At 44.9% G+C, this 25,353-nt stretch carries 29 protein-coding genes and 1 pseudogene; 16 read left to right on the forward strand and 14 right to left on the reverse strand.

All coding sequences use genetic code 11. The features are described 5' to 3' along the window. The first annotated feature begins 51 nt into the window (after positions 1–51). From dnaB to qatD, 11 genes are all read left to right on the forward strand, one after another. Entirely contained in the window at positions 52–1,464 is a 1,413-nt protein-coding gene (dnaB, locus tag Q9L42_RS20470) for a replicative DNA helicase (protein ID WP_305910532.1), read from the forward strand. Between the two features lie 117 nt (positions 1,465–1,581). Continuing rightward, positions 1,582–2,025 (forward strand): hypothetical protein, encoded by a 444-nt coding sequence (locus Q9L42_RS20475; protein ID WP_305910533.1) that lies wholly within the window; start codon positions 1,582–1,584, stop codon positions 2,023–2,025. A gap of 24 nt (positions 2,026–2,049) precedes the next feature. Further along, on the forward strand, positions 2,050–3,492 hold the full coding sequence (locus tag Q9L42_RS20480) for an ATP-dependent DNA helicase (protein ID WP_305910534.1): 1,443 nt from the start codon (positions 2,050–2,052) through the stop codon (positions 3,490–3,492). An 83-nt stretch (positions 3,493–3,575) separates the two neighbouring features. Then, positions 3,576–3,902, forward strand: coding sequence for an H-NS histone family protein (locus Q9L42_RS20485; RefSeq protein ID WP_349432803.1), 327 nt, complete (start codon positions 3,576–3,578; stop codon positions 3,900–3,902). A gap of 114 nt (positions 3,903–4,016) precedes the next feature. Continuing rightward, the gene (locus Q9L42_RS20490; protein ID WP_305910536.1) at positions 4,017–4,790 is read left to right on the forward strand and encodes a metallophosphoesterase; all 774 of its coding nucleotides are present in this window, start codon (positions 4,017–4,019) and stop codon (positions 4,788–4,790) included. Positions 4,791–4,843: 53 nt separating this feature from the next. Then, positions 4,844–5,200, forward strand: a complete 357-nt coding sequence (locus tag Q9L42_RS20495) for a hypothetical protein (RefSeq protein ID WP_349432804.1) — start codon at positions 4,844–4,846, stop codon at positions 5,198–5,200. Positions 5,201–5,232: 32 nt separating this feature from the next. Next, entirely contained in the window at positions 5,233–5,769 is a 537-nt protein-coding gene (locus Q9L42_RS20500; protein WP_349432805.1) for a retropepsin-like aspartic protease family protein, read from the forward strand. Between the two features lie 134 nt (positions 5,770–5,903). Next, positions 5,904–7,688, forward strand: coding sequence for a KAP family P-loop NTPase fold protein (locus tag Q9L42_RS20505; protein WP_349432806.1), 1,785 nt, complete (start codon positions 5,904–5,906; stop codon positions 7,686–7,688). A gap of 232 nt (positions 7,689–7,920) precedes the next feature. Next, positions 7,921–8,442 carry a hypothetical protein gene (locus tag Q9L42_RS20510; protein ID WP_305910541.1) on the forward strand — a complete coding sequence of 174 codons (522 nt, stop codon included), beginning with the start codon at positions 7,921–7,923 and terminating at the stop codon, positions 8,440–8,442. After that, on the forward strand, positions 8,424–9,743 hold the full coding sequence (gene qatC, locus Q9L42_RS20515) for a Qat anti-phage system QueC-like protein QatC (RefSeq protein WP_349432868.1): 1,320 nt from the start codon (positions 8,424–8,426) through the stop codon (positions 9,741–9,743). Before Q9L42_RS20510 ends, qatC begins: the two co-directional genes overlap by 19 nt. A gap of 8 nt (positions 9,744–9,751) precedes the next feature. Continuing rightward, positions 9,752–10,477, forward strand: coding sequence for a Qat anti-phage system TatD family nuclease QatD (gene qatD, locus Q9L42_RS20520; RefSeq protein WP_349432869.1), 726 nt, complete (start codon positions 9,752–9,754; stop codon positions 10,475–10,477). Between the two features lie 250 nt (positions 10,478–10,727). Here the strand turns inward: qatD and Q9L42_RS20525 are convergent, their stop codons facing one another. Next, positions 10,728–11,144 (reverse strand): hypothetical protein, encoded by a 417-nt coding sequence (locus Q9L42_RS20525; protein WP_305910544.1) that lies wholly within the window; start codon positions 11,142–11,144, stop codon positions 10,728–10,730. A gap of 39 nt (positions 11,145–11,183) precedes the next feature. Then, a complete protein-coding gene (locus Q9L42_RS20530; RefSeq protein WP_305910545.1) occupies positions 11,184–12,074 on the reverse strand; it encodes a hypothetical protein in 891 nt (296 codons plus the stop codon). A 144-nt stretch (positions 12,075–12,218) separates the two neighbouring features. On the opposite strand from Q9L42_RS20530, the gene Q9L42_RS20535 reads away from it, so the two are divergent. From Q9L42_RS20535 to Q9L42_RS20545, 3 genes are all read left to right on the forward strand, one after another. Then, entirely contained in the window at positions 12,219–12,401 is a 183-nt protein-coding gene (locus Q9L42_RS20535; RefSeq protein WP_305910546.1) for a zinc ribbon domain-containing protein, read from the forward strand. A 150-nt stretch (positions 12,402–12,551) separates the two neighbouring features. Next, entirely contained in the window at positions 12,552–13,019 is a 468-nt protein-coding gene (locus tag Q9L42_RS20540) for a macro domain-containing protein (RefSeq protein WP_305910547.1), read from the forward strand. 87 nt (positions 13,020–13,106) lie between these two features. Next, complete coding sequence (locus Q9L42_RS20545) at positions 13,107–13,466, forward strand: hypothetical protein (RefSeq protein ID WP_305910548.1); 360 nt, start codon at positions 13,107–13,109, stop codon at positions 13,464–13,466. 72 nt (positions 13,467–13,538) lie between these two features. On the opposite strand, the gene Q9L42_RS20550 is transcribed toward Q9L42_RS20545, so the two are convergent. After that, positions 13,539–14,117, reverse strand: a complete 579-nt coding sequence (locus Q9L42_RS20550; protein WP_349432808.1) for a hypothetical protein — start codon at positions 14,115–14,117, stop codon at positions 13,539–13,541. Next, a complete protein-coding gene (locus tag Q9L42_RS20555; protein ID WP_305910551.1) occupies positions 14,107–14,487 on the reverse strand; it encodes a hypothetical protein in 381 nt (126 codons plus the stop codon). Before Q9L42_RS20555 ends, Q9L42_RS20550 begins: the two co-directional genes overlap by 11 nt. Before the next feature lie 140 nt (positions 14,488–14,627). On the opposite strand from Q9L42_RS20555, the gene Q9L42_RS20560 reads away from it, so the two are divergent. Beyond that, complete coding sequence (locus Q9L42_RS20560) at positions 14,628–15,773, forward strand: RNA-guided endonuclease InsQ/TnpB family protein (protein WP_349432870.1); 1,146 nt, start codon at positions 14,628–14,630, stop codon at positions 15,771–15,773. A gap of 49 nt (positions 15,774–15,822) precedes the next feature. Here the strand turns inward: Q9L42_RS20560 and Q9L42_RS20565 are convergent, their stop codons facing one another. The 9 genes from Q9L42_RS20565 to Q9L42_RS20605 all read right to left on the reverse strand — a co-directional run bounded on the left by Q9L42_RS20565 (position 15,823) and on the right by Q9L42_RS20605 (position 22,380). After that, the gene (locus Q9L42_RS20565) at positions 15,823–16,464 is read right to left on the reverse strand and encodes a hypothetical protein (protein WP_305910553.1); all 642 of its coding nucleotides are present in this window, start codon (positions 16,462–16,464) and stop codon (positions 15,823–15,825) included. Between the two features lie 8 nt (positions 16,465–16,472). Then, complete coding sequence (locus Q9L42_RS20570) at positions 16,473–17,234, reverse strand: hypothetical protein (RefSeq protein ID WP_349432809.1); 762 nt, start codon at positions 17,232–17,234, stop codon at positions 16,473–16,475. Positions 17,235–17,291: 57 nt separating this feature from the next. Beyond that, entirely contained in the window at positions 17,292–18,578 is a 1,287-nt protein-coding gene (locus tag Q9L42_RS20575; protein WP_349432810.1) for a hypothetical protein, read from the reverse strand. A 25-nt stretch (positions 18,579–18,603) separates the two neighbouring features. Then, positions 18,604–18,786 (reverse strand): hypothetical protein, encoded by a 183-nt coding sequence (locus tag Q9L42_RS20580; protein ID WP_305910557.1) that lies wholly within the window; start codon positions 18,784–18,786, stop codon positions 18,604–18,606. A gap of 6 nt (positions 18,787–18,792) precedes the next feature. After that, complete coding sequence (locus Q9L42_RS20585; protein WP_305910558.1) at positions 18,793–19,428, reverse strand: hypothetical protein; 636 nt, start codon at positions 19,426–19,428, stop codon at positions 18,793–18,795. Positions 19,429–19,452: 24 nt separating this feature from the next. Next, the gene (locus tag Q9L42_RS20590) at positions 19,453–19,866 is read right to left on the reverse strand and encodes a hypothetical protein (protein WP_305910559.1); all 414 of its coding nucleotides are present in this window, start codon (positions 19,864–19,866) and stop codon (positions 19,453–19,455) included. A 158-nt stretch (positions 19,867–20,024) separates the two neighbouring features. Further along, the gene (locus tag Q9L42_RS20595) at positions 20,025–20,357 is read right to left on the reverse strand and encodes a hypothetical protein (RefSeq protein WP_305910560.1); all 333 of its coding nucleotides are present in this window, start codon (positions 20,355–20,357) and stop codon (positions 20,025–20,027) included. A gap of 101 nt (positions 20,358–20,458) precedes the next feature. Continuing rightward, a complete protein-coding gene (gene sbcB, locus Q9L42_RS20600) occupies positions 20,459–21,904 on the reverse strand; it encodes an exodeoxyribonuclease I (protein WP_305910561.1) in 1,446 nt (481 codons plus the stop codon). Between the two features lie 80 nt (positions 21,905–21,984). Beyond that, entirely contained in the window at positions 21,985–22,380 is a 396-nt protein-coding gene (locus Q9L42_RS20605; protein WP_349432811.1) for a hypothetical protein, read from the reverse strand. 614 nt (positions 22,381–22,994) lie between these two features. Between Q9L42_RS20605 and Q9L42_RS20610 the strand changes: the two genes are divergently transcribed. Next, positions 22,995–23,909 (forward strand): hypothetical protein, encoded by a 915-nt coding sequence (locus Q9L42_RS20610; protein ID WP_305910562.1) that lies wholly within the window; start codon positions 22,995–22,997, stop codon positions 23,907–23,909. Positions 23,910–23,926: 17 nt separating this feature from the next. On the opposite strand, the pseudogene Q9L42_RS21610 reads toward Q9L42_RS20610, so the two are convergent. Then, a pseudogene (locus Q9L42_RS21610) lies at positions 23,927–25,269 on the reverse strand (IS701 family transposase). Between the last annotated feature and the right edge of the window lie 84 nt (positions 25,270–25,353).

Genomic DNA, 25,353 nt, shown 5'->3' on the forward strand with positions numbered 1-25,353 from the left:
TTAATCGTAGATGTGGTAATATATTAATGTTAAGAATTAAAGCGAACAATAATGAAAAAAACTGTTATTTCAGATCCTATCTATCAAGATAATGCTCTTCGCGCTGATGACCCAGATTCCTTCGTCAAGATGGATAATGACCCCTTAATTTTTAATCTTCAAGCAGAAAAATCTGTTATCGGTGGCCTGATAATCAAGCCAGGGTCCTGGGATGATATAGCTAGTATCGTTCAGTCAGATGATTTTTATGTGTCTGAGCATAAGGCTGTATTCACAGTGATTAGCCGCATGGTCGACGAATCAAAAGAAGTGGATATCCTGACGGTTTCCAATGAGCTTGAAGGCAGCAATATCAGCTTCAATTTTCTAGGAGAGTTGGCAAAAGACACTCCTTCAGCAGCAAATATCAAGGCATACGCGAAAATAGTCAAGGATCAGTCGGACTACCGTAAGCTAATGCAGGCGGTAGGCAAAATCAAACAAAACGCATCCTTAAAAACACCTGACTACAATATCGATCATCATCTAAATGATGCAGAGAGGCTAATCAATCAAATCATTGATGGCAGGAGCAACGGTAAGAATAAATTTTCGGGGTTAACTAATGTCCTACCAAAAGTTCTCGATAAAATTGAGGAAATGTTTGAGTCTGAAGGTGGCTTGGTTGGATATTCAAGCGGGTTTACCGATTTGGATGACATTACGTCTGGTATTGTGCCATCAGACTTAATTATTGTGGCGGCTCGTCCTTCCATGGGAAAAACAAGTTTCTCCATGAATATTGGTGAAAACATTGCTCAATCAACCGGTCTTCCTATTGCGGTATTTTCAATGGAGATGCCGGAAGAGCAACTAGGTTTAAGAATGCTTGCGTCCCAAGGACGCATTCCACTAAACCATTTGAGAAGCGGAAAGATGACGGACTCAGATTGGCCAAAGTTAACGGCCGGCATAACACGCCTAAAGACAATGGATATCAATATTGATGATACCCCTGCGCTAAGCCCGAATGAAATGAAGGCAAAAGTAAAACAGTTGGTGCGTGAAAAAGGAAAACTAGGAGCAGTTATTGTCGATTATATACAGCTGATGCGCGGCAATAATGAAAAAGAATCACGAATCAATCAATTGTCTGAAATTTCTCGAAGTTTAAAAAGCATAGCAAAAGAATTTGATGTTCCGGTCATCGCTCTTTCTCAGTTAAACCGTAATTTAGAACAACGCCCAAACAAACGCCCGGTCATGTCAGATTTGCGTGAATCCGGTGCTATTGAACAGGATGCTGATGTCATCATGTTCGTTTATCGCGATGAAGTTTATAACGAAGACTCGCCTGATAAAGGCACATCTGAAATTATTATTGGAAAACAGAGAAATGGGCCCTTGGGAACAGCCAGGCTGACTTTTGCAGGAGAATACACACGGTTTGGAAATTTTATTAACCAATCCTATGATGTTGACTGATGTGCTAAGTGCGCATAATTTGCTGAAGATAAAATATATTGTAATATATATATTTTAAGTATTATTTAAATCAAAGGTCATTTTTTTATAACAGAACAGATAACAAGTAAAGTTTTGATGACAGAAGAATTAAAAGATCAAAGACCTTCATTGCTCGAGAATTTTATTGCAGATCAGCCGACGCTTGATAAAGAACGTCATTTTTTATTGAAAAAAATGCGCAAAACCGGTCTTCGCCTGGTGTTAGGTGTTGTGCTATTGATAGGCATTTCAATGATGCCCCCGTCGCTCGGCCCAGGCCAAGGGCATACGCATATTTTTGTCACAATAATCTTTTTGTTAGCGCTAATTGCCATTTTCGAAAGTCATTCAAGCATTGCTTTGAAGAGAATGGTGGTTGAATTTGATCCTTTAACTGATACTCAAAAACACATACTTCAGTCGTGGTGTGACGAGCATGAAGAAATCAGTAAGTTTGTCGCTTGTATCGAACGAAAAGGTCGCGAACCCGTTCAATTTGAATTTCATGATATGCGCCAATGGCTCTCCACTTACAGTTAATCACATTGTTGCGAGGCACTTCATATGGATAAATTATCACCTGATCAATTAAATGTTTTGGACTTGATCGCTTCTGGTAAAAATATCTTTTTGACAGGAAAGGCGGGATCCGGAAAATCAGAGATTCTAAAAGCATTGCGAAAAAAACGGACCGATGGCGATACAGTCTTTTTGTCGACTACAGGAATGGCGGCAATGAATATTAATGGCTGTACGGCCCATCGTTTTTTTAGGTTCGGCCTTAGCTTGCTGGATCCGGACAAAATCCAAAAAGAACCGGTAAAACGGGAATTCGAGGAGATGATTAAATACATCAAGACCATCGTAATTGATGAGATCTCGATGTGTCGCGCCGATGTTCTTGAAGCTATCGATCGACGATTGAAAAAAGCGTGTCGGTCGGAATTGCCATTCGGCGGCAAGCAAATGGTTTTGGTAGGGGATCCTTTTCAATTAGCGCCTGTCGTCCAAACATCCGAAAAAGCCTACTTTAGTAAAAGTGATTTATTTAATGGGGAATATTTTTTCGATGCGCCAGCTTGGAGAAAAGGACGATTTACCTGCGTTAATTTATCAGAAGTCTTTCGTCGCGATCCTGATAGCGACCAATTTATTGATGCGCTTAACGACATTCGTGTTGGTGTTAACAAACAAGGGGCGTTGTCTGTTATTAATCAACGAATAAACGCTTCCATTGACAGTGAAACGCCGCCGGTTTTTTTATGCGCGATGAACAAACAAGCACACGAAGCCAACGTAACAGCATTAAAGTCGATTTCAGGCAAGGGTGCGAGATATAAAGGTAGGACCGCCGGCGAAGTAGATGAGGCAGAACTTCCTGTTCCGAAGGAATTATTGGTAAAAATTGGCGCCCGGGTCATTGCTGCAGCCAATCATGAAGAGGGCTTGTATGTGAATGGCAGTACTGGCACCGTTCTAGACTTCAACCGAGAAAAGATTATCATCAAATTTGATCACTCGGAATCACCTGTAGAGGTTGTTCGTAAAACATGGCCGATCAATGATTACATCTACGATGAGGACAAGAACCAGGTTGAAACAAAGACGATTGGAGCCTTTGAACAATTTCCATTAAAACTAGCCTGGGCTCTAACGATTCACAAATCTCAAGGTCAGACACTTGATAATGTCCATTTAGACCTAGGAGAGGGTGCTTTTGCCTATGGCCAAATTTATGTCGCGTTGTCTCGGGTTCGCTCGTTAAACGCCTTGTCTACAAGCAAATTCATCAAGCCGCGAGATATTGCTGTTGACCCTCGAGTTAAACAATTTGCCGAAGAGTATATTCATAAAAATGAAAAACTAAAGCTTAAGAATATTGCGATTCCGGAACAATATGAACTTGATGTCAGACGATTAATTGAAGAATTAAAAGAGAAAGATCGCTTGGCCAGTGAAGAAATCCGAACTCAAAATATAGCCTCGATGCGCCAAGCATTAAATTAGTCATCAACTACCTTTCTGCAAAAAATTGTGATTCCCTCGCAATTTAATATCTAGAAGGTGCATCTTATTTTAATGGAGTAATAATGAATAATAGAGAAACCATGACTCAAATGAGTGAGCAGGAGCTTAATCAAATGATTCTGGACGCGCAAGACATATTGAAAGACAAGCGTTGCGCAAAAAAAAATAGAGCACTGGAACAGATTCATCTCTTGGCTGATGCGGCCGGCGTTCATGTGGAAATCACCGAAAAAGGTAAGCGATCACACTTAAAGGGCAAGAAGGTGCCAGTCAAGTATCAAAATCCTGAGAACACAAGTGAAAAGTGGTCTGGGCGGGGCCTTTACCCAAAATGGCTGCAGAAGTTACTGGATAGCGGCCGCTCTTTAGAGGAATTTAAGGTGGAATAATCTATTAAAAATACCAAGAACGCTGATCGGTCCGGAATTTGAAATCGACAGGCTTGAAGAATAAGACGACAACCATAAGTCCGGCCCATATTAATATTAAATTGAGATACAATCATGAAGGCTTTCAAAAAAATCCCACAAAATAAAGCTGGCAAAGACTATGTAATTGGTGATCTGCATGGCGCCTTCGACACTCTCGAATTAGCGTTAGAGCAACTCGGTTTTAACGAATCATGTGATCGTCTTTTTTCGGTCGGGGACCTCATCGATCGCGGTCCTGATTCCTGGAAAGCTACCGAGTTTCTTGAGCGTGATTATGTTTATGCAGTCCGAGGAAATCATGAGCAAGGGCTGATTGATTTGTTTGCGGATGACAAAGTTCATCAGGACGTCTTGGTTTTCGCCATTAGGCAATACAAAATGAATTGGTTACTGGAAGCCACCGATGACCAGGTTGTTGCAGTCGTTAATGCGGCGAAAAAGCTGCCACTCGCATTAGAAATTGAAACTGAAGGCGGAAATATTGGGATTGTTCATGCCGATGTACCTGAGGGCATTACCTGGCAATTTTTTACCGAGTGCCTTGAAATCCCTGACTCGCCATATCGAGACCACGCATTGTGGAATCGCACCCGTGTCGAGTTTGATTTGAACATCCCGGTGCCGGGTATCGATAAAGTTTTCGTAGGTCATACACCAATAGAGAAAGTTACTCGATTCGGTAATATTTGCGCGATCGATACAGGAGCCATTTTCGGTGAACTTAACCAAGTGGTTGATGGACGACTCTCTGTCATTGATATGTCATTAACGCTTGATCAAATCCAGGCAGGAGAGGTCTACGAATACAGCTTACCTGCCTCTGAAAATATTAAAGCTTTAGGCTAATTTATAGCCTGACAGCAGGCCACTAAAACCCCGTTCAACTCTGAAGACATGTTATGAATAGTGACAATCAACAAAAATTATTCGGCAAACTCATTAAGGAATTTGTCGACACCGAATTGCTGCCGAATAAAGATAGCAGCAATTTGAATCAGCAGAACTTTTCTCAATCAGCTATTCACGCGATACTGGAAAAAGCCTATTTAGTTGGCTTGTCTGAACAGCCGCCAAAAAAAATTCAGACAGAGGATGGTTATGTTTTTTTTCGTAATGAAGCAGGTCAATACGTAGATCATTTAGATCCCGAATCATGTGACATGAGTTATGAATCTTTAGCTGATTTCGATGTTAATTTTGTTGAAATACAGGAAGATGACGATCGCGAGTCCCCAACCCAGAGGCCAAGTCTATAAAAGCTCATCTATGTAAAAACGAAAACTAAAAAATGAAGCATCCGGTACTTCTGGTATTTCTTACTTTTGTCATTCTGTATGTAGCTGCCGATTATTTTTTGCGGCAGAAAGCCCCTTCTTTTGCTATTGATCATCAAATTGACGGTGTACATGGTATGCTTGAGACTTCAATCGAGGAAACATCGGATGGTATTGTCATTACTGCCGATAGAAGAGGTCATTATTCTGGCAGCGGATTGATCAATGGTCGCCCCATGAACTTTATAATCGACACCGGTGCAACCTGGGTAGCTGTGCCAAGGAGATTTGCTGAACTCGCGGGCTTAAAGAGGGGGGCTCGGGTCAAAGTTTATACTGCAGCCGGAGAGACGGCGGGCTATCAAACCACGGTGGATAGCTTGCAGATTGGCGTATTAACCATTCGAAATGCTCGCGCAGTAATTCAAGACGGACTTGATACGGTGTTAGTTGGTATGTCGGTTCTGAAGCAATTTAAGATTACTCAGGACCAAGGAAAGATGTCCATTGAAATAAATCCTGGCAACTTAAACTCTAACAGTGTTAGTTGAGAATCGGTTATACCGCATAGAGCATCAAAGACTAAAGGGTTATTCTTGACAGGCAACCAAGAACAGATGTACTTTTCCCGGATTATTTAATATCTTATAAGGAACATTAAGAATTTTCCGGGGGAGGAATCAATTTGTGGTCAGATACGGAATCTGAGGATGACTACCTAAATTTTGGTGAAGTTTCGCAGCTGGCAGTCGACATACTTACTTCAGATGGTATGTTGCCAGTTTCCATTGGCGTGTTCGGCAACTGGGGTGCCGGCAAGTCTTCTCTTTTAAAACTGATTGAGCAGCACCTCAATGCAGACGAAAGGGATTGGATTGTCATTAAATTCGATGCTTGGTTATACCAGGGATACGACGATGCCCGGGCTGCACTCCTTGAGGTAATTGCGACCGCATTAACGAAAGCCGCGGATGGAAATGAAGGTCTGACCCAAAAGACAAAAAAACTCCTCGCTCGGGTGAACTTTTTTAGGGCTCTGGGTTACATGGCCGAAGGGACGGCACTGTTGGCGGGCATTCCTACCGGTGGGCTCCTTGCTCGCGGCGCAGGTGCTCTGGAAAATGCCAGCGATGGTATTCAGGATGAAGATGAGTACGAGAATCTGAGCAAGACAGCCAAAGAGGCCAAGGAACATGCAGGTAGCTTATTAAAGTCCGAGGCGAAAAAGAGCCCGCCTCAACAGATAGATGCCTTCCGGAAAGAATACAGTGAAATCCTAGAAGAGCTCGACATGCCTCTAGTGGTGGTCATCGACAACCTTGATCGCTGCCTGCCTACCAATGCAATACATACCCTCGAAGCTATACGGCTGTTTCTGTTCCTGACTAATACTGCGTTCATCATTGCGGCCGACGAAGAGATGATTCGCTTTGCGGTGGCCGACTACTTCAAAGGAGCTTCGGACCGCCATCAAATCGACTACCTAGATAAGCTGATTCAGGTCCCTATACGCGTGCCCAAGGCTGGGGTGCGGGAAGTCCGCTCCTACTTGTTCATGCTGTTCGCCATTGACCATGGTCTATCCAAGGACAAGCTCGCCACTCTCCGAGACGGTCTCGAGAAAGCCCTACAGCAGTCCTGGAAGGCTGACCCCATTTCCCGGCAGGACGCATTGGCTCTTACTGAAGAGTCAGAAGATAGCACGCTAGCCCAGGCATTTGAGCGTGCTGACCGTATCGCGCCGGTACTGGCAAACTCACCCATTATCCACGGAAACCCAAGGATCGTGAAACGGCTATTAAACGTCGTTAAAATGCGCTCACAGATTGCACGGCGCCGCTCAATGTCTCTGGATGAGGCCATTATCACCAAGCTGGTCATATTCGAGCGGTGCGTGGGCGTGAAGGCAACGACTGACTTTTACCGCCTAGTGGATGCCGAACAGGGAGTTCCCGCCCTGCTCAAGCAGTTGGAAGAAGGGCAGGGCGAGATACCCGACAACGCCCCCAAGACATGGACGGATAATCCAACAACGAAATCCTTTATCAGCAAGTGGGCCCAGCTCGAACCCAAGTTAAGTGAAGTCGACCTAAGAGCTGCGATTTATCTTTCACGAGAAACCATGCCGGTTGGCGCCTATGTAGTAGGATTGTCCCCGGGCGGTCGCGAAGTGCTGGACGTGCTGGTGGCCACGAAAAATACCAGCTCACCCACGGCGGAAAAGTTTCTGGATACTCTGCCGCTGGAAGAGCAGATCCCTGTGATGGAAGGGGTGATAAGCCATTTAAGGCAGGTGTCCGATTGGTCGCGTAAACCCAAAGGATTTACAGGGGCCTGCCTACTGGCTCGCCACTCAGATGATGCAGCCAAGATTCTGATTCGGTACCTGCAGGAACTGGTTTTGACTGATAAGCCCCCTGCATGGATGACCACCCTGTTAAAAGAAGAGCGATGGCATAAGGACGCTTAAAATGGGAACATCGCAATCAAGTACCGGGCCGGGAGGCGGTTCACCTTTAGTACCGCCATGGGCGGATGATCAACCTCAACAACCTCAAGTAGCACCACAACCAGCTAGGTTTATGGCCTTCCGGCAGTCACTAGGTCGCTTTGTGTCCGGTGGCGACAGGAGTGACCTGAAGAGCGCTGTAGGCCACTATGCCCGCAAAGCCAGTGGAGGAAGTGGTAGCGCAGCTCGGCGTATGGGTAGCGTTACACAGGCTGGCGGAGGGCTATTTGGGATCCTGAGTGGCGCACCAGCCGGCCCGGGTGAGCTCACCGTCGATCTGGGAGGCTTGGCAGGCCTCCCCTGTGAATTGGCGATATCAGAAATCGCTCAGGCATTAACCTCTGAGGACGGAGACTCCGACAAGATCCGTGCAGCAATGAACCACGCTTTGGTCGAAGCCCTGGACGGTGTGGAAACCTTCGACCCTGATCGCATCACCGATGACGTCATTGTCGACACCATGATTGGATACCTGTCGGAAAGTATTTTCCTGCAGATGGTGATGGACTCAGGCAGGGCCTGGAACAAGGCTGATACCCCGGCGCAGGCAATGCGTGCGGAAACGGAATTACGTGAATTGATCAAAGTGATTGTCGATAAGCATATGGCCCCCAAGCTCGCTGGCAATGTCCGAACCTTTACCCGGCAGCAAATGGTTCAGATTGAGCGCCAGGCCATTATTGATTCATGGAAGGAATGGGAGCTCTACCAGTGACACGTTTAGTATTTCATCACAATCATCAGCTACTGCCACCGGCAAGTGATGACCTGCTGCCAGTGCAACTCTATAGTCTGAGCGGGCAAACTCGGGGGGACATATCCGTTATCGGGAATCCGGTTGTGGACAAAATAAAGCGTTTGGGGGTGCGCCTTTCGGCTCAGGTTATGGACTTTCTGACTATAGCGCTCGCGGTAACAGCCGCGGATTCGTTTGTTCGGCGCGCGGATGCATCGGATGGCTGGACCCGGCAGTTTTCGATTCAGTTACCACTTCACGACCCCGGGCGATGGCAAGTGTTGAAGAAGGATCTTCATAAAACTCTGCATTTCCTCAGCGGCGATATCTGGGACTTTGACTTTCAGGAAGGAGGTTATCCACCACCCGCTCCTTATCGCCAACGTGACCGGTTCCATCTGGTGCGGCTAAGAGGCATTGATTGTGTATGTTTATTTTCTGGCGGGTTAGATTCGGCTATTGGGGCAATTGACTTGCTCGAGCAAAGCAAGTCCCCATTGTTGGTGAGCCATGCCTACAAGGGGGACAAAAGCCACCAGGATGAAATCGCCAAAGCATTGAAAGGCCGATACGCCAGATTCGAGGTAAATGCCGATCCACACCTTTTTAATGGTGAAACTGACATCACCATGCGGACACGCAGCATAAATTTTCTCGCATTTGCCGCGGTTGGGGCCTGCGCGGTACAAGCCCTCACTCAGGAAAACTTTGTTGACCTGATTGTTCCTGAAAATGGTTTCATTTCGCTGAATGCTCCTCTGACATCGAGACGCATTGGGACGTTGAGCACACGTACAACTCACCCCCACTTCATCAAAAGCATCCAGGAACTTTTTGACGCTGCAGATATCTCTTGCCGCATAAGCAATCCTTACCAATTCAAAACTAAAGGCCAGATGGCAACTGAATGTCTGAATAGGGAGTTGCTAAAGAATGTCGTCAGCAGTACGATATCTTGCAGTCATTGGAAGCGAACGAATCAGCAATGCGGCGTGTGTGTGCCTTGCATCATCCGGCGAGCCGCGCTCCATGCTGGCGGATTTAACGAAGAAACTGAATATACCTACGATAAAGTGGCGGACATTCTGAATGAAACTGATCGCAGAGATGATCTCTTGGCATTATCCATTGCCATAGCGCAAAGAACAACACGAAAACCTGTCCCCTGGATTACAGACGGGGGGCCTCTTCCTCCTGCGCAGTTAATGGATTTTCAAAAGGTCTTTTTAGAAGGGCTGGATGAGGTTCACTCTTTCCTTAAGGCCGAGGGTGCGATGTGAGTATCGATATGCACTGCCACCTGGATTTGTATCCGGATCCATTCAAGATTATCGAAGGATGTAGAGCAAGAGGCACCTATGTCCTGTCTGTCACAACAACGCCAAAAGCATGGCAAGGTACAAGCCAGCTCGCTGAGGGCTGCCAACGGATCCGAACCGCATTAGGCCTGCATCCGCAACTGGCTCATCAGCGCGCTCATGAGATTGAGCTTTTTGACGCCCTACTTCCCGGGACTAAGTACGTGGGAGAAATAGGTCTTGACGCGAGTAAAGGATTCAAAGATCACTGGGACGTTCAGCTCAAAGTGTTTCGCCACATTCTCAAGAGTGTGGACCGTGCTGGCGGGAGAATCATGAGTGTGCATAGTCGCGGCAGTGCAGCAGCTGTGTTGGACGAGTTGAAGGGTATTTCTGGTTTGCCCATTCTGCATTGGTTTACTGGAACGCCAACTCAGCTAAAGAGAGCTATCGATATGGGATGCTGGTTTTCTGTAGGGCCAGCCATGTTGGCCACAAAAAAAGGCCGTGACCTTGTTTCAATAATACCCAAAGAGCGTATTGTCACGGAGAGCGATGGGCCATTCGCAAAAGTATCGGGTAAATCATTGTTTCCGTGGGATGTTGACTTATCGATTAAACAAATTTCAGATATTTGGAAGTGTGATGAACGTAAATCAGAAGAAATTTTAACTAACAATTTCAAACAGCTTTGCATCAAAAATAATAGTTGCTAACAAAACACTGCAGCGGGTTTTTTTGGTGAATGAACCAGTGACTTCATTCATCGAAAATGGAGATTGTTCACTGATGAATACGGTCTTGCTTGTGAGACGCTTTGCAATCTTTGCCGTTTCTTGGTCAACAATTTTTTTCATTAACCAATTCGCCGACAATGGTCTCTAAGGTGCGATTCATTTTCAAGCCAGAAATCTCAACAGGTGGGAGAGTTTTAATCCACGACTCGACCTTATTGCCGCCTATTGCTCAAGGTTTTAAGTCTAGGACTAGATGTTCGTCTGCCTCAATCCGGTGATGCACCCAATCGTTATATCCTAGGTGAGTATCTTCATTAATGACTTCGTAGCGCCAGTCGTCCAATGGGTGATCAGGATGCTCGTTAGACATAGAATATTCATTACGAGTATCGATGTGAACAAAATCTGACGCGGCTTTTGTTGATAGAGCTCCTTCCGGTAACACAAAAATTAAGGATGAAGAAGGCAATTGTTGATTTTGGATGATCTCGTTGCGCCGTTGCAATGCTTCATCGCTAAACTGGTAATCCAAAATCGCTTGAAACTCGTGTTTCTGCGATTCAATCCATGCCTGATGTTGATCCATCTCTTCGATCGAAGAAAAACCAAGGGCTTCAGCTCGATCCAATTCACTATTATCAGTCATTGTAAATCTCTCTTACTCAAAAATTTTGTTAAAGAATCGTCAGCAAGAACAGGCGTTCTCGAAATGGCTTGGGCGTTCCAAAGAAAGCTTGGAACTTAATAAATAATTGATGCTCTCGTAAAGCTCGTCATAGTCACCGTTATTCTCCAAAATTTCATCGCCGGCATGCAGCTCAACTCCCGCCTCCGTTTTATGCTTGTTGGGCAAACGAAGATCGATTTGTTGATTCAAAAAATGACTAGGCTCAGTCAGCTCAACTAAATTTGCAATCAGAAGGTCAAAACCGAATTGAGTACCGAGTATCTTGATAAGTTGAAATGGAGACTTGCCGATCCACGGAATTACAAGATCGATGTTGGCAGGAGAAAAATGTTGCTCTTCTAGGTCAAAAGCAGCGATTAATCCGTTCTTTAAAGCATGACGCAATGATGGTTTTTCTTTTCTGGTTGACTGAATCGGAGGCAATACTCCTTTCGAAATTCCCAGGCCGGCGCCGGGACAGCGCTTATCTCGTTTAATATGAAAGACCTTCCCATCTGGGTAATGCCGGATCATTGCAGCTTCGTTTTCCGTTCTAACATCAGAAATGACAATGCGGTCTACACCATGATGTTTTTGTAATGAACTGATCCTTTGGCGGGCAACATCTGTCCAAATAGATTCTCCCAGCATTGCACAGCCAAATGATGTACCAAAGCGCTGTAGCAAATGGCGAGTCGATTGACCAATTGATGGAATGATTTTGTCTTTATTACCGGTTTTAAAATAGCTCTCCGGCAGCCCGAAAAGCGCTTTTACGCCGGCACGCATTGGGTCAGCAAAAGCAATCTGATGAAATCTATACTCTTCAGCCATGTAAATTGCTGCGGTATCTTTGCCGCTCCCCGCGAGACCGGATAAGCCAATGACTACTACATTTGAATCCATCATGTTAATCTCTATTCATTAATTAACAATATATTACCACAATAAAACTAAGCAATAACGTAACTAACCTCAATACGTGATTCTTTTTTCATAAAACTTTATTTGATATATAATATTTCACATATATAATATACCATATATATGTGAATGCTATGTCCGCGCTGTGGTCATGCCGCCAGGGAAAACCGTCGAACCCAAGCTGATTTCCAATGCGCCAGCTGCGGTTACCGGTATCATGCCGATGTCGTTGGCGCAAAAAACGTATTAACCCGAGGGCACAGGGTGTTAGCCGGCTTAGCGCCGACAATACCCGTCGGGGCTAGTCTGTGAAGTGAACGGTGCAGTCAAGGCCGTCAGCAGCAGAAACCGGCCGAACGCGGTGACGCAAGTAGGCTCCTGAGTGTCAACACACGGGAATCCTCGTCTCTTTAGGGCGAGGAGGATGTCAAAAAACAGAAACTACAGCCAAAAAGGTAGGTTATGAAAAAGGTTTATGGTGATTTAATACAGTTGGCTAAAGTAGGACAGTTTGATGTGATCGTACATGGATGCAACTGTTTTTGCACTATGGGAGCTGGCATTGCATTGGACATTAAGCAACAGTTTCCAGAGGCTTATAAAGCAGATCTCAGAACAAATAAAGGGGAACGAAAAAAACTAGGTGGCTTTAGTCATTCCGTGGTCGCCAATGAATATGGCAAGCCGTTGATTGTCGTTAATGCTTATACGCAATATCATTATGGTCGTCGCTTTACAAAAGGGAATGAGGCGACCGATTATCGGGCGATCAAAAAAGTGTTTGGCAAAATCAGAGAACAGTTTGGCGACCTGAAAATTGGCTACCCAAAAATTGGCGCCGGTCTAGCCGGGGGTGACTGGAGTAAAATCGAACCGATAATTGATGAGGCAATGATAGATTGTGATCACACATTGGTTCTGCTTAGCTGATTACGGCCTAATTAGCTATAACTGGTTATCGCAATCCATGGGTCGGGAACAATGCGCTTGATGGCGCCATATACAGGATATTGAAAAATGCACACAAAGATCAAAGAAAATACTCCAAGTGAAGACACCAAGCCACAAACCGCATCAGAAGAGCAAAAGCAATTCGAAGCAAAAGCTATCTTAGCCAGAATTGTTTCCGAATTGGGTGGTACCATTAGCAGCTGGGAAAGGTCCGCCGCGGTGGTTGGCTTATGGGATTATGCCGATATTACCTTAAACGATAAAACAGAGCGGGTAGGCGTCTCTGGCGGCGGCGTTGTGTCAATCAACGGTAAACCGCACGACCCGGAAGGAAATGTGAACGACAGCGAGACGTCAGTGGGAGCGTCAATTGCCGCGGCGTTTCCAGCGCCGGAAACAGATCTCGACATGCATATCGTCAGATGAATTGCTGTAGAGTAAGGTAGCATCGATAACGCATTTTTCGTACACCTAAAAATCAAATGCGAATATCCCATGCTATGCCATTCGTGTTCCAAGCGCCTCATCTTCATCTTCTTTCACGGGGTTATTAATAGGGCATAGCGGGGGAGGGGCGATATCCTCGGTCATAATATCGTCGGCGGCAACACCTTTGCTCCTAAGATAAGCAACTTTGTACCGAGAAAACAAAGGCAAATCGAAGAAATTATCGACACCCTCCGGACATTCAGCGTCATAATGGCGCTTATTATGCACGATCCAGACGTGTGTGCTGCCATCAATACCAAGTTGATTCAGGTCATCCCAGGTCATTTTTTTTGGAGGAGTTATTCTCCAGTGGTTTTCCAATAACTGTCTGTCGAAATTATTATCTTCCATGAAATTTCCTGCTTGCACATCGAAAAAATTCTCAGTGCTACCGCCAGCCGCCGCAATGACATCTAAGCTAAAATCATCACACAGGCCGTTGTTAATCTGGTAAAAAGACCTAGCTAAGCCGGACTCAATATATTGAGTCCAGATATCTAGAATCAATTGAGAAATATCAATAGAGTCGGTCAATTCGGTATATTCCAGGTTAAACAATGAAGATTGTAGAATTTTCTTAAGGCCCAAAATCAACCCTTGATGGCATAGCCTCTTCAGCCGTCACCTCATCCCAGTCAGATCGCTTCGTGATTTTACTAAACGCCTCAATAAATTCGTCCAGACTGACTTCAGTGGTCGGTTCTTGATTAGTTTTCTCAATCGAACAGAGTTCGTGCCAAGGATGATCCGACTCGGTTGGAAACCGATATCCGTGCGAAACAATCTGTTCGAACGCGGTATTTAAACCGACCTGTTCTGGAAGAAAATACAGTCCATTATCCAATTTTTCAAAGATAGTCGCCTTGTCATCTTTGCTAATTTCGCCTTTTAGAACCACGGATTCAGTGAATTTGTAATTGTCGGCATCCCGATAAAGATAGCTGATTAAGGTATTCATCAAAATCGAGCGAGAAACCCGGTTCTTTAGGGCCGGGAGGGATAGCGCAAGATTGAATTGTCTCACCAAAAAACATAATGATGTTGTAGGGGGTTGCTATTAACAGTTTTATTATTTTCTATTAAACTCATAATATGACAGTGAAACGCGCGTATAAATATCGATTTTACCCTGATGCTGAACAAGAAGTTTTGTTGACTAAAACGTTTGGTTGCGTGCGCTTTGTCTATAATGCCATCCTTCGGTACCGAATGGATGTTTACCAGCAAGACCAGGTTAAAATCAATTATTCTGGCGCCAGTGCAAAATTAACCGAACTGAAAGTGACGCCGGACCTGTCGTTTCTCAAAGAAGTCTCCAGCGTACCGTTGCAACAATGTCTTCGACATCAGCAAAGGGCGTTTACGAATTTTTTCGAAGGCCGAGCAAAATACCCGGTGTTTAAATCGAGAAAACACAAGCAATCTGCAGAATTTACTTATCGAGCATTTACTTACAAGAACGGCCAGCTGACTTTGGCCAAATGCAAGAGCCCGTTGGACATCCGCTGGAGTCGGAAGCTGCCTTGCGCGCCATCAACCATTACCGTGTCCAAGGATCGGGCTGGCCGCTATTTCGTTTCCTGCCTGTGTGAATTCGAACCGTTGTTACTGCCGGTAACCGATAAGAAAGTTGGCATCGATGTCGGCATTAAAGACCTGTTTGTGTCCTCGGACGAATTTCGATCCGGGAATCCTCGCCATACCGCGAAATACGAAGTGAAACTGGCAATCCTTCAGCGTCGCTTAGCGAAAAAGACGTTAGGCGGCCGAAACCGGGCAAAAGCAAAGCGCAAGGTCGCCCGCCTTCATGCAAAGATCGCCGATTGTAGACAGGATCATTTGCACAAGCTGTCACGCAAACTCATTAACGAGAACCAAGTGGTTTGCGCGGAAAACCTTGCAGTAAAAAACCTGATCAAACATCCCACGCTCGCCAAATCGATTGCCGACGCCAGCTGGGGCGAACTGACGCGCCAGATCGAATATAAAGCGAATTGGGCTGGCAGAGTCTATGTTGAAATTGATCGGTTTTTTCCGTCCACCAAACGCTGTCATTGCTGCGGTTTAGTTACCCAATCCATGCCGCTGAACGTCCGGTCCTGGGAGTGCCCGCAATGCGGGACGAATCACGATCGCGACCTGAATGCAGCGAAAAACGTTTTAGCCGCCGGGCTGGCGGTGTTAGCCTTTGGAGAGAATGTAAGTGATGGCGATATTCCGATATCACCATCCGATTCTCGATGAATTAGGAATCCCCTTCCTTTAGGTGGGGAAGGAAGTCAAAAATACTCTCTTATGCTGGGCTTATAGATCTAGCCAAATCGTCGCTTGCTTCACGAGCGGCAGCCTCATAAATTTCAGCACCAACCATTTCATAAAGTTTTTTCAGTGATTCTTTAACAGTTTCTTCTCTGCCTTCTTCGCTATATGCATTGAATTTATCAGTTAGCTCACTTAACTTTTCCGTAATATACTTATCCTTCCTTTCTAGAAAAGTATTGTGTGCGCCCGCAATAGCTTGCTTGTGATTTTTATCGGTAAATTGGATAAATGTTATATCGATTGCGGCATCACATTCATCATCGCAATATTCGCCAACCGAAATATCCTCTTCAATGACGGCTAAATTGTTTTCAGTTTGAAGGATTTGTCTTGTTACAACCGCGCCATTCGAGACGCTATCAGAATCGACATAGTTTTGTCCATTATGTTTTATTGATAGCTCTTCAATTAGGCCTTGTCTGGGGCCGCAGGAAATATTGGCATAAACCTCGATACGATCATCATCAATTGTGACAAGCAACTCTTCAACTTCGCAATCATTGTCGTCAAAAAGTTTGTAAAATCGCCCTTCAATAATTTCTTTCGAAGTGTCATCATTCTTCGATGCGATATTTAATTCTGTCAGGTTCAGGATTTCGTTTTTTGCACTCATGGATAATCTCAATATTTTTTGTGTATTTGATTGCCTTCTGTGAACAGAATAGCGTTTGAATCTGGATAGGCCGAGCAAAGTGTTTCATACCACCAGGGTGTTTCTTCGAGTAGGGCGTGATGGTCTTTCAATCCATTATTGCCAGAGACATGAATTTCCAGGCACTTGTCTGAGTGAATGAGTTCGGACAACAAGCTCAATTCTTGTTTTTTCTCCCTGTGCACAACAATGTTTAAGTGCGACAAGTCCAGGGCATAATAAGCGCCGCTATTCAGCAACCACAGATAATCCGCCCATGCACCTATCGCATACCCGGGATACATTCCTTCAATACCGACCGGAACACCAAACAGATCTGTTAATCGGTTACTGTTCTCGAGCAATTGTAATAATGAATCTTTTCGACCGGGATGTAGTGTATAGGGTTGGCCACACAAACTATGGTTAATGCGTGAGAGGGCTTGATAATAGAGTAGGGCGTCACCCTCGATATCGCCCAGAGTTCGCCCTGAACGCTTATGCCCTGGAATTCTGACATTCGCATGCAGTCGAAATCGGGTGTTTGGAAATGTCGTTCTAAGCTGGTCGATAACTTCATCGGTTAGTACACCAAAATTTTGAGGACAAAGCTGACAATGGTCTAGCTTAATTTCTCCCCATAGAGGCTCCGATGTCGACGCTAATTGTTCCACTGCTTGTAGGAATCGCATTCCGGGGTAACTGGCCGAGGAACCATTCGGATACAGCTTAATTTGTTGGGTTGTTCGCATGATAAGTTTAGCCCACCCTTCAAGCCTTCAATTTCTCTGAATTCATATGCCTTCTCGCTAAATAGCCATTTCAAGCGAATCCTCCGGTTCATCATCGGCTGGCCCCGGTCGCATTTTGCAGTTTTCTGGATTCGCGCCAGCAGCAATTAACATGTCTGCAATTTCTTGGTTTTTCCTTACGTAAGCAGTATCGAGTGGTGTTATCGGGGGGGCGTATGGAACAAGGTGAGTTGATTCCAGGTTCGGGGATCGCTTCAGCAATCTTTTTACTGCTTTGCTGTTATCTTTTTCTATGCTATCGACCAACTTGGCTTCGAGTACCGAGCATCTCTTTAACTGAGTTTGTTTAACGCCTTTGTACTCGGTGTGACGATCAATAGTGCCCGAAAGATGAATAAGGACATCTTTTTCTACTAACAAAGGATTTCCGGAACAAAACCAAGTCAGCTGATTGTGTTTCTGGTCTTCGAACTGATACAGTATTTTGTCGCCGTACTCGTCTCCTGGAACAATTCGTGTTCCTATTATTTTGACCGGGTAATCCGATAGTTTTTCACCATCTTTTCCAATAAATTCAGATTTACCGCCATGCTTTTCTCTATTTACTTTTTCAAGATAGCGGTCGTAAATAATAATGCCGGCGGCCACGACCCCGATATTTTTATGATTTACATGCCCCGATTCGGCAAAATTCAGGAGATTGTGCATAAATGTAGTATTGCCTGATCGAACATAATCTGATGTCCTTAGCCATTCCAATACCGTTTCCGCCCTCTCAATATCCTGTTCAATCGGGATGATTTTCCGAAGTGGATTTCTACTAAATTGTGATTTTATGATCAGTGACGTGCTCGGCAGGGGAGGGTAGTATTCCTCAGCCTGGACCACCGACATGTAGCCATTTTCGCGGATCTCTGCCGCGGCCAGCGCAAGCACCGTCGAAATGCGAATCAATGCACACTCATCATCGCCTGACATGCTGCTTGGCATTTCTTCAAGATCTTCAAGCTCGTCTCGAACAAAATAGAGTAATTCACTATATGCTGCGATCGATGCTGGACTGCTATTTGGAAAAAAATCAGCAAGACAGGATGAGCCAATCTGCAGAATTCGGCCATCCTCCAAATTTTCAATTAAGAATGTTTTTTTTCTGTTACGTTGAGTATTGCAATGTTCGCACTCATCTGGGCAATCCTCACTTTTAAATTTTTCTGAAATCTCTTTCCTGTCATGAGCATGAATGATTGGCCGGCCAATGCCTTCAATACGTTCCAGGATGGCGATAAATCCCCAGCCTTCAATGCGGGGCGCTTCGCCTGTTACTGTTACGAGATGCACTTCCACGCTTATTTTTTTTGAATACGCAAAACTACCAGTCTGGAGGCCTATTAACTTTGACTGTTGTCGTCCCGTTATCTTTCCATTCAATATTAGGACAATTCAAACGCTTAGCCTTTTTTTGAATGGCCGCCATACGCCGTTTAAACGCTTCAAAATTAGTCGACGGAATTTTAAATTGAGTACGAACTTTCCAATCATTTTCTTCGGTCATAACTTATTACCTTAAACAGAAGCTTGTTTCGTCGTCCTTGCCGTCATCATTGGTAATTTCAATGGATTTAGACCTGTTATGCTGGCTTGCTATTTCAAATTCTGGTGTCCAGCGCCATGTGGGATCAAGACCTCGCACACTACTGATTTCCAGCATGCGACGAGCAGCAATATCGTAAGTTGATATCGATGCCTCAGGAGAAGCAAGACGGTCCATGCCGATCATAACCGGATTGCCAAAATAAACTTCCCGGGTTAATAACGCCCAGGCACTAGGCCGCGTTTTATTATCCTCACTCGTTCTAAGCGAGCAATTGCTCAAGCAATTCCCGACATAATCACGCAATCTCTGATTAGACAAACGAATAACATCGACATCTAAACGCTCATTTTGCGTAAACTTATTCGCGCCTAGCCTCTTAGCAACCTCGGGCGCCACATTGGTAACCAAGGCGATATCGTAATTCATAATGCGTAAATCAAAGCGCTCCGGCTGATCGGTCCTCGCTTGCCGGCAGAGGCGCAATATTTCTTGCGCTAACCAGCGATCGGGTAGGGCAAAGATACGGATCATTTCTGCCTGGCTCCACTTCCTTCGTTCCTTTGCTTTAGGGGAAAGGGGCCATAGCTGCTTGAATGTCATTTAATATCCTCGAGAATCCACTATTTATGGCGCAAGCTTTTCGAGCTTGTCCAAAGTTAGGTCTTCATGAAAATTGCGGATTGTAATGTCCAAATCTATAGCCGCTTGACTAACCGATTCGCAATGAATACTGGCTTCAGAAATGGAGCCGTCGCCTTGTGGGATTTCATAGAGTTCATTATCGTCTGCCGTTTCACTGTCGTAGTCCACCACATAAACATCGATAGGATGATCGTCATGTGAAACCACCGCGGTCACCAGCCCACCTTCTAGGGTTATTGCGACTTGTTTGGGAATTGAAGCATTTTCCAGCGCAGAAAGAAGCTCTAAAGTATTTTTATAACGATTGTCTTGTAAGGCTGTATTAGGCAGTTCCTTTAAAGCCTTAATAACATCAGGCAATAACTCGAGAATAGACCGGGTATCTTTTGAGCTCATTAATAGGTCTCCAAAATATTATTTATAAATATGTTACAACACAATTTGTTATACAAACAAAAACTAGAGGTTAGGCTCAAAAACGTCGCCGGCGGATCAATAAGAATCCGTGCTTATCTTCAATGCATACTGGAAATTGAAGAGTTCATATCTCTTCATTACGATGCAGAATCTTGCGCTGATTTAAGACTTGGAACTGAAAAGTCAGCTCTCGAAAACCAGCATTTTCCATCGCCACTATCAACTGTGATTAACTCAAGTGTTTCTAGCGCCCTTACATGAACTTCATGCAAACGCACCTCCCAGGTAAGAACACCAGGCGGCTTTAGCCAATATGCCGGTGTCGGACCTTCAATATGCGTTTTGTTGAACCCTATTTGCTTAATTTCACAACCAGCTTTTAAGTACGCGATAATTTCCTTTGGTGACTCTATATATCCGTATTTTGTATTTGGTTTAGCTAATTTCCCTTCACAATCTGTAGTGTTCATTTTCAACCTCAAATTGCGTTTCATGCACTGAAAAACTTCAGGTCAAAAAACAGTGTTTCTACCGTAAATTACGGATACCCCTAAAATTTAGTGGAACCGGGCTAGCTGACTGCTTGCGACACCGATTGTTTTGCAACATCGATATCTAATTGGCCGGCTGTTTCAAATAAATATTCGCGCAACCTAGATAAAACGTCATGATCTTTACCGGATGCCGACACCAAGTGCTCATCGATCTTGTCAATCAACTGATGAATCGACAGGTCATCATTCAGTGGTTTTATCGCCCGATTTCGACAATGCTCGCGCCAACGGTTTTGTTCCTGATCGGTTAGGCTCTCTGGATGGTTTCTGGCTTTAAACCGGAACCACAACTCATCTAACCTAGGATCATTAAAGACAGGGGATTCCTTGGCAATGTCTGCCCCCGACAGATCACGTAAATTGTTCATGGTGCACCGGTCTTCATTGTCAAAAAAGTTGCCGCCATAAAGCATCCCATCAACATCGCCGACCTCTGTTGGATCAGAAAGGAAGGCGTCACGCAACACTGCCAAATCCAGGCTTTGCACAATCGCTTGTTGGGCTTTGAGTTGAGCAAGCTCTGACCTTAAATTAAGCCGGTCAATATCTTCTCCCCTTAATGCTGGCGCGGAAAATAGAGCAGGGCACTTATTGGTTTGAATAAGCATAACAGGCAAGCGTCCGTCGCCTTTTTTATTAAAAACTCGCTGACTTATTGACTCAGAATCTAACCCTTGTAGCGCCGAAACGTCTTCACTCATATTGATCGCTATGACTGCGTTTTTATTGGTTGGATGACGCGCCACTGGCATTATTAAAGCGGCATTATAATTTTCCTTGCCATAATAAGGTGAGATATGAAGAACGACTTGGTTTAATTTGAGTCGGTTCTGCACAGCTGATTTATTACGTAGCGACCAGACATATTCATATAGCTTAGGATTGGTGTTCTTAAAAAGCCTTGCTAGCTCGATCAAGGCGCGAACGTCAGCTAATGCGTCATGAGCATCCAAATGCTGAATGCCATTGGCTGGCGCCAACCGATCAAGTTTAACAGTGACCCGGCCTTCCTCATCTACCGGCCAATTGATGCCTTCGGGTCTCATCGCTGCGAATGCCCGGGTTACATTAATGAAATCCCAGCGTGAATTGCCATTTCGCCATTCGCGCTCATAGGGATCGAAGAAATTACGATAAAAGCCGTGCCGGCTCAATTCATCATCGAAAGCCAGGTTATTATAACCAACCGATGTTGTACCGGGCTCCATCATTTCATGATGAATACCCCTGAAAAATTCAACTTCCGTCAGACCTTCCTTTTTGGCAAGTTGCGGAGATATCCCGGTAATTAAACAAGCCTCCATGCTAGGCAATCGGTCAATATTCGGCTTGCAATAAACGCTAACAGGGTCACCAATAATATTGAGATCCAGGTCAGTCCGGATCGCGGCAAATTGAGAGGGGCGGTCAAAGCGAGTATTAGAGCCGAAAGTCTCGTAGTCGTGCCAAAGAATTGAATTCATATTTATTTCCAAAAAGGGTTACTCGAAAAGCCAATTAAGCTACTGTTGTCATGTTCGCTCTCCGAGAGAAAGAGACCAGTCTATCTGAGCGAACTGTTGCGCTCAAAATCAATCAAGTCTTGTTCGCCGCCATGATCCGAGTAGGCCTGGGACCCATATTCGGGAGAAACAGGCGTCCACTCTTCAGGAGTAATTTCTCGCCCCCCATTTTTAAAGTCATTCAAAGTGGTCTGCGCAGCTCTTCGGGCTTCCTCTCTGACATCCTCGAACCAAATTGAAGGGGCGCCAGGATCATCAACAGAAGTAGGGGAGCAACCATGAAAAACCTCATGGTAGGCAAATCTATTGCCCGAAGAATCGGTAATAATTAACAAATACATTTCGCCTATGTAAGTCTCGCCATCCTCAGTTTTACCGTATTCATGGAGATTGCACGCGATTCCAAAGGAATAATTTGAAATGGGTCCAGAAAGCATATTATTGGTGTTCCTTAATAGTATTTTAATTATATGATACCATATATTTTATTTACACTTAAATGATTGTCATGACACTATTTGTTGTAACTGTTTATGTGGTATTTGGTTTGTTTGTAACACTGACTATTGCTGCTTATCTGTATCGAAATAAGTGTCGATACTGTGATAGGCCTGTATGGCGATTTCAGAGAGTCTATAGTTTGTCATGGAGCCCAGACAATCTAATTGTGATAAACAAAGGTCTCGGTACCCACAACTGCTGTCATGCTGATTGTTGTGAGTTTAGAGAGATTAGCTTTCACGAAAAACCTTTTAACGATGACGGCATTAAAGTTCTATGATCAACAAAAATGACTGTGCTTTGTTATCCGGGCGACAAAAACTCTCCGGATAGTCACAGTGTTAAAATGTGATTGAAGCATGTGAGAGATCCGTTTTAACAATAGAAAATATTATTTTAACCAACATAATATAGCACATATAAAAACTATTTAGTAAAGATAAGTGTAATTATCTTTACTAAATTTAACCCCGTGTTAGCCTTTAAAAACACACATACCTGGCCTGAATCAATTAGCAATGCAGACCAACTAAAGTCGGAGTGATCCCAGATGAAAGATGTGTTAAAGCACTCGCATGAAAGCTCGATAGAAACTGAAACCAAGCAGATCAAGGTTGGGCAATGGTGTTGGTGCCTGAACAACGACAAACGATATAACAAAGACGATGAATGGCTAGGATGCATTATGCATATCGGGTCAAACTATGTTTTAGTTGAAGAACCAAGTAATGGATTTTCCAATCGCTACGAACGCATACATTTTGATAAAATCCATAAGATGCTGCGTTTTGAAGCAGATGCGGCCGCGGTTATTCGAAAAAACATTGATGAATCCCAAGAAAAGATTGCTTCTTACCTAAAAGAAATTCAAGCCATCACTGCGCGTCTTGGTGTGGATAACCACAATAAAATCGGTTTCACCCAAAACTACGATCAGAATAATCAACAGGCCTTAGCTGTATTATCATCGACGCAGGATATTAATGCCTACAAGCAAGACTTAATTAAAGCAAAGCGAGAAAGTTTGCCTAATTTATTTGAGAAAATCGAAGCGGAAAATAAAAACTTAGCCAAGTGGATGTCGGCTGAAACTTTGCCTTTGAAGGCCATGAGAAAAAGCTTCGATCACGCTTTAACTGATATTGATCATCGCATATTCAACGTTAGTCTCTATGCAGGATTAACCGAAACAGTGGTTCAATGCATGGATGGTCCCGGGGCCGCCCTGAGCGATAAACTGCATGTTATGCAACGAAAGCTGTATATGGATGAGGAATGCTTACTCAATTATTCACTTGGCGGCATGCAATTTAATGATATCGATATGTTTGATCAATGGTTGTGCCAGCCCGAAAATCGCAACCGCATCCTGCCCTTCCCTCGGACCATTGTTGCAATGCAGGTCCGTAGGCACCGGAAAGAACGCGATAGTAAAGGCGTTTTCATGAATGAATTTATTAACTGAAGTTTCCTAAAAACGCCTCAAGCCACCATGCGTAACAACACCGCGACCAGCGAATTTTTCATGGGATTGGTGGGTTTATGGCAAAGCCTATCAAAATCTTCACTCAGTGAGGCTTCGGCGATGAGGCGCCGGACATCGGAAAAGGCGAAACTCGTCCGCCCCTTGACCTTGTGCCGACGTTGCGGATCCGCTTTGATGCGATCGGCGTACATCCAGGTGACCGTGGTGGCCATCATACAGAAATGCAGGTGGTTTATCACGGCCTGGGCATTCCGGCTCTGGCATTTTTGACTGCCAATGTCTTGCTTGAGTTCTTTAAAGCCGGACTCGATCTTCCAGCGAGCGCCATAATATTCGATGACCTGGGTGACCGACAAGTCGAGATCGGTCGTAAACAAGGCGACCCACTGGGTTTTACGAAACACCCACACGACCTTGATGGGGCATTTTAAGGTCTTCAGCATGACGGTTTTCTCAACCGCCAGTACTTCGCGTACTTTGCCATACAGGTTAACCTGATAGGCAGCAGTTTGCTGCCGGAGCGCGTGCGCTCGGTCGGTCACGGTCCCCAGACGCTGGCCGTATTTACGGGGCGTCCGCGTGTCTTGGCATCGGCGGACCGGGCGTCGGGAGCGCATAGAGCACCTGGTTGCTGCGCAATCGGGATAACAGGTGAAAACGTTCGCCTACCGTTTGGCGCACCGGCTTCCATAACCCCTGATTCCCAAACCAGCTGTCGGTGACCGCCAGCATTGGTGTCGAAGCAAAGTGACCGGCGACGGCGATTAGCAATTCCGCCGCTTGCGTGAGTTTGCTTTGAAACGGCGCGACTTGGCCTTTGATTTTGGCGGTTTCCTTTTGTTCGGCGATCATGTGACGGGGTAAGTAAAAAACGAAAGCCCAAAAACAAACAGGCCCAACGACCTTTGACCTGCTTCAGTAAGCCGATCGACACCACATTTTGCGCCCAGGGGTAACGGCTTTGATTCGCTTTGGCGGCATGATCGAAAATCGACGCGCAGCCGAAAATGTGTTGACCCACTTTGAGGTTGATAAAATCGTCCAAGCCAATCAATAAGCGGCCATCGGTCGTGGGGGACGGAATCAATCCCCACAGCGTCGTCCAAAGCCTTTCCCAGGGCAGTGTCGACGAAGCCATGAAGGTATAGAACCGCTTTTGCTTAATCTCGATCCCGAACAAAGTCTCCAAGGCCCGCCATAAATTAGACGACATCGATGAGGTAAACGGAACAATCACGGCGAGCAGCGTGTAGACAAACAAAGAAGCTCGCTCCCGTCCCAGATCAGTCTCGGAAAAATGGGCTTGGAGAGGGCGGAGAAGATCGCGTAAAATGAACATGAATGAGGCCCTTTTGTTTGTGTAATCAATGATTTAGAAACCAATATTATACTACAAAAGGCGACCTCATTCACCCATAAGCTA

The organism is Methylomarinum sp. Ch1-1 (assembly GCF_030717995.2).
Lineage (GTDB): Bacteria > Pseudomonadota > Gammaproteobacteria > Methylococcales > Methylomonadaceae > Methylomarinum > Methylomarinum roseum.

What these genes read in the sequence shown, in the direction of transcription:
- Q9L42_RS20480 (WP_305910534.1), top strand. Translation starts at nt 2,050, where the DNA reads ATGGATAAATTATCACCTGATCAATTAAATGTTTTGGACTTGATCGCT.
- Q9L42_RS20485 (WP_349432803.1), top strand. Translation starts at nt 3,576, where the DNA reads ATGAATAATAGAGAAACCATGACTCAAATGAGTGAGCAGGAGCTTAAT.
- Q9L42_RS20510 (WP_305910541.1), top strand. Translation starts at nt 7,921, where the DNA reads ATGGGTAGCGTTACACAGGCTGGCGGAGGGCTATTTGGGATCCTGAGT.
- Q9L42_RS20525 (WP_305910544.1), bottom strand. Translation starts at nt 11,144, where the DNA reads ATGACTGATAATAGTGAATTGGATCGAGCTGAAGCCCTTGGTTTTTCT.
- Q9L42_RS20585 (WP_305910558.1), bottom strand. Translation starts at nt 19,428, where the DNA reads ATGACATTCAAGCAGCTATGGCCCCTTTCCCCTAAAGCAAAGGAACGA.
- Q9L42_RS20605 (WP_349432811.1), bottom strand. Translation starts at nt 22,380, where the DNA reads ATGCTTTCTGGACCCATTTCAAATTATTCCTTTGGAATCGCGTGCAAT.
- Q9L42_RS20565 (WP_305910553.1), bottom strand. Translation starts at nt 16,464, where the DNA reads ATGAGTGCAAAAAACGAAATCCTGAACCTGACAGAATTAAATATCGCA.
- Q9L42_RS20580 (WP_305910557.1), bottom strand. Translation starts at nt 18,786, where the DNA reads ATGACCGAAGAAAATGATTGGAAAGTTCGTACTCAATTTAAAATTCCG.
- qatC (WP_349432868.1), top strand. Translation starts at nt 8,424, where the DNA reads ATGGGAGCTCTACCAGTGACACGTTTAGTATTTCATCACAATCATCAG.
- Q9L42_RS20610 (WP_305910562.1), top strand. Translation starts at nt 22,995, where the DNA reads ATGAAAGATGTGTTAAAGCACTCGCATGAAAGCTCGATAGAAACTGAA.
- Q9L42_RS20530 (WP_305910545.1), bottom strand. Translation starts at nt 12,074, where the DNA reads ATGATGGATTCAAATGTAGTAGTCATTGGCTTATCCGGTCTCGCGGGG.
- sbcB (WP_305910561.1), bottom strand. Translation starts at nt 21,904, where the DNA reads ATGAATTCAATTCTTTGGCACGACTACGAGACTTTCGGCTCTAATACT.
- Q9L42_RS20545 (WP_305910548.1), top strand. Translation starts at nt 13,107, where the DNA reads ATGCACACAAAGATCAAAGAAAATACTCCAAGTGAAGACACCAAGCCA.
- Q9L42_RS20595 (WP_305910560.1), bottom strand. Translation starts at nt 20,357, where the DNA reads ATGAACACTACAGATTGTGAAGGGAAATTAGCTAAACCAAATACAAAA.
- Q9L42_RS20500 (WP_349432805.1), top strand. Translation starts at nt 5,233, where the DNA reads ATGAAGCATCCGGTACTTCTGGTATTTCTTACTTTTGTCATTCTGTAT.
- qatD (WP_349432869.1), top strand. Translation starts at nt 9,752, where the DNA reads ATGCACTGCCACCTGGATTTGTATCCGGATCCATTCAAGATTATCGAA.
- Q9L42_RS20540 (WP_305910547.1), top strand. Translation starts at nt 12,552, where the DNA reads ATGAAAAAGGTTTATGGTGATTTAATACAGTTGGCTAAAGTAGGACAG.
- Q9L42_RS20590 (WP_305910559.1), bottom strand. Translation starts at nt 19,866, where the DNA reads ATGAGCTCAAAAGATACCCGGTCTATTCTCGAGTTATTGCCTGATGTT.
- Q9L42_RS20570 (WP_349432809.1), bottom strand. Translation starts at nt 17,234, where the DNA reads ATGCGAACAACCCAACAAATTAAGCTGTATCCGAATGGTTCCTCGGCC.
- Q9L42_RS20535 (WP_305910546.1), top strand. Translation starts at nt 12,219, where the DNA reads ATGCTATGTCCGCGCTGTGGTCATGCCGCCAGGGAAAACCGTCGAACC.
- dnaB (WP_305910532.1), top strand. Translation starts at nt 52, where the DNA reads ATGAAAAAAACTGTTATTTCAGATCCTATCTATCAAGATAATGCTCTT.
- Q9L42_RS20495 (WP_349432804.1), top strand. Translation starts at nt 4,844, where the DNA reads ATGAATAGTGACAATCAACAAAAATTATTCGGCAAACTCATTAAGGAA.
- Q9L42_RS20490 (WP_305910536.1), top strand. Translation starts at nt 4,017, where the DNA reads ATGAAGGCTTTCAAAAAAATCCCACAAAATAAAGCTGGCAAAGACTAT.
- Q9L42_RS20475 (WP_305910533.1), top strand. Translation starts at nt 1,582, where the DNA reads ATGACAGAAGAATTAAAAGATCAAAGACCTTCATTGCTCGAGAATTTT.
- Q9L42_RS20555 (WP_305910551.1), bottom strand. Translation starts at nt 14,487, where the DNA reads ATGAATACCTTAATCAGCTATCTTTATCGGGATGCCGACAATTACAAA.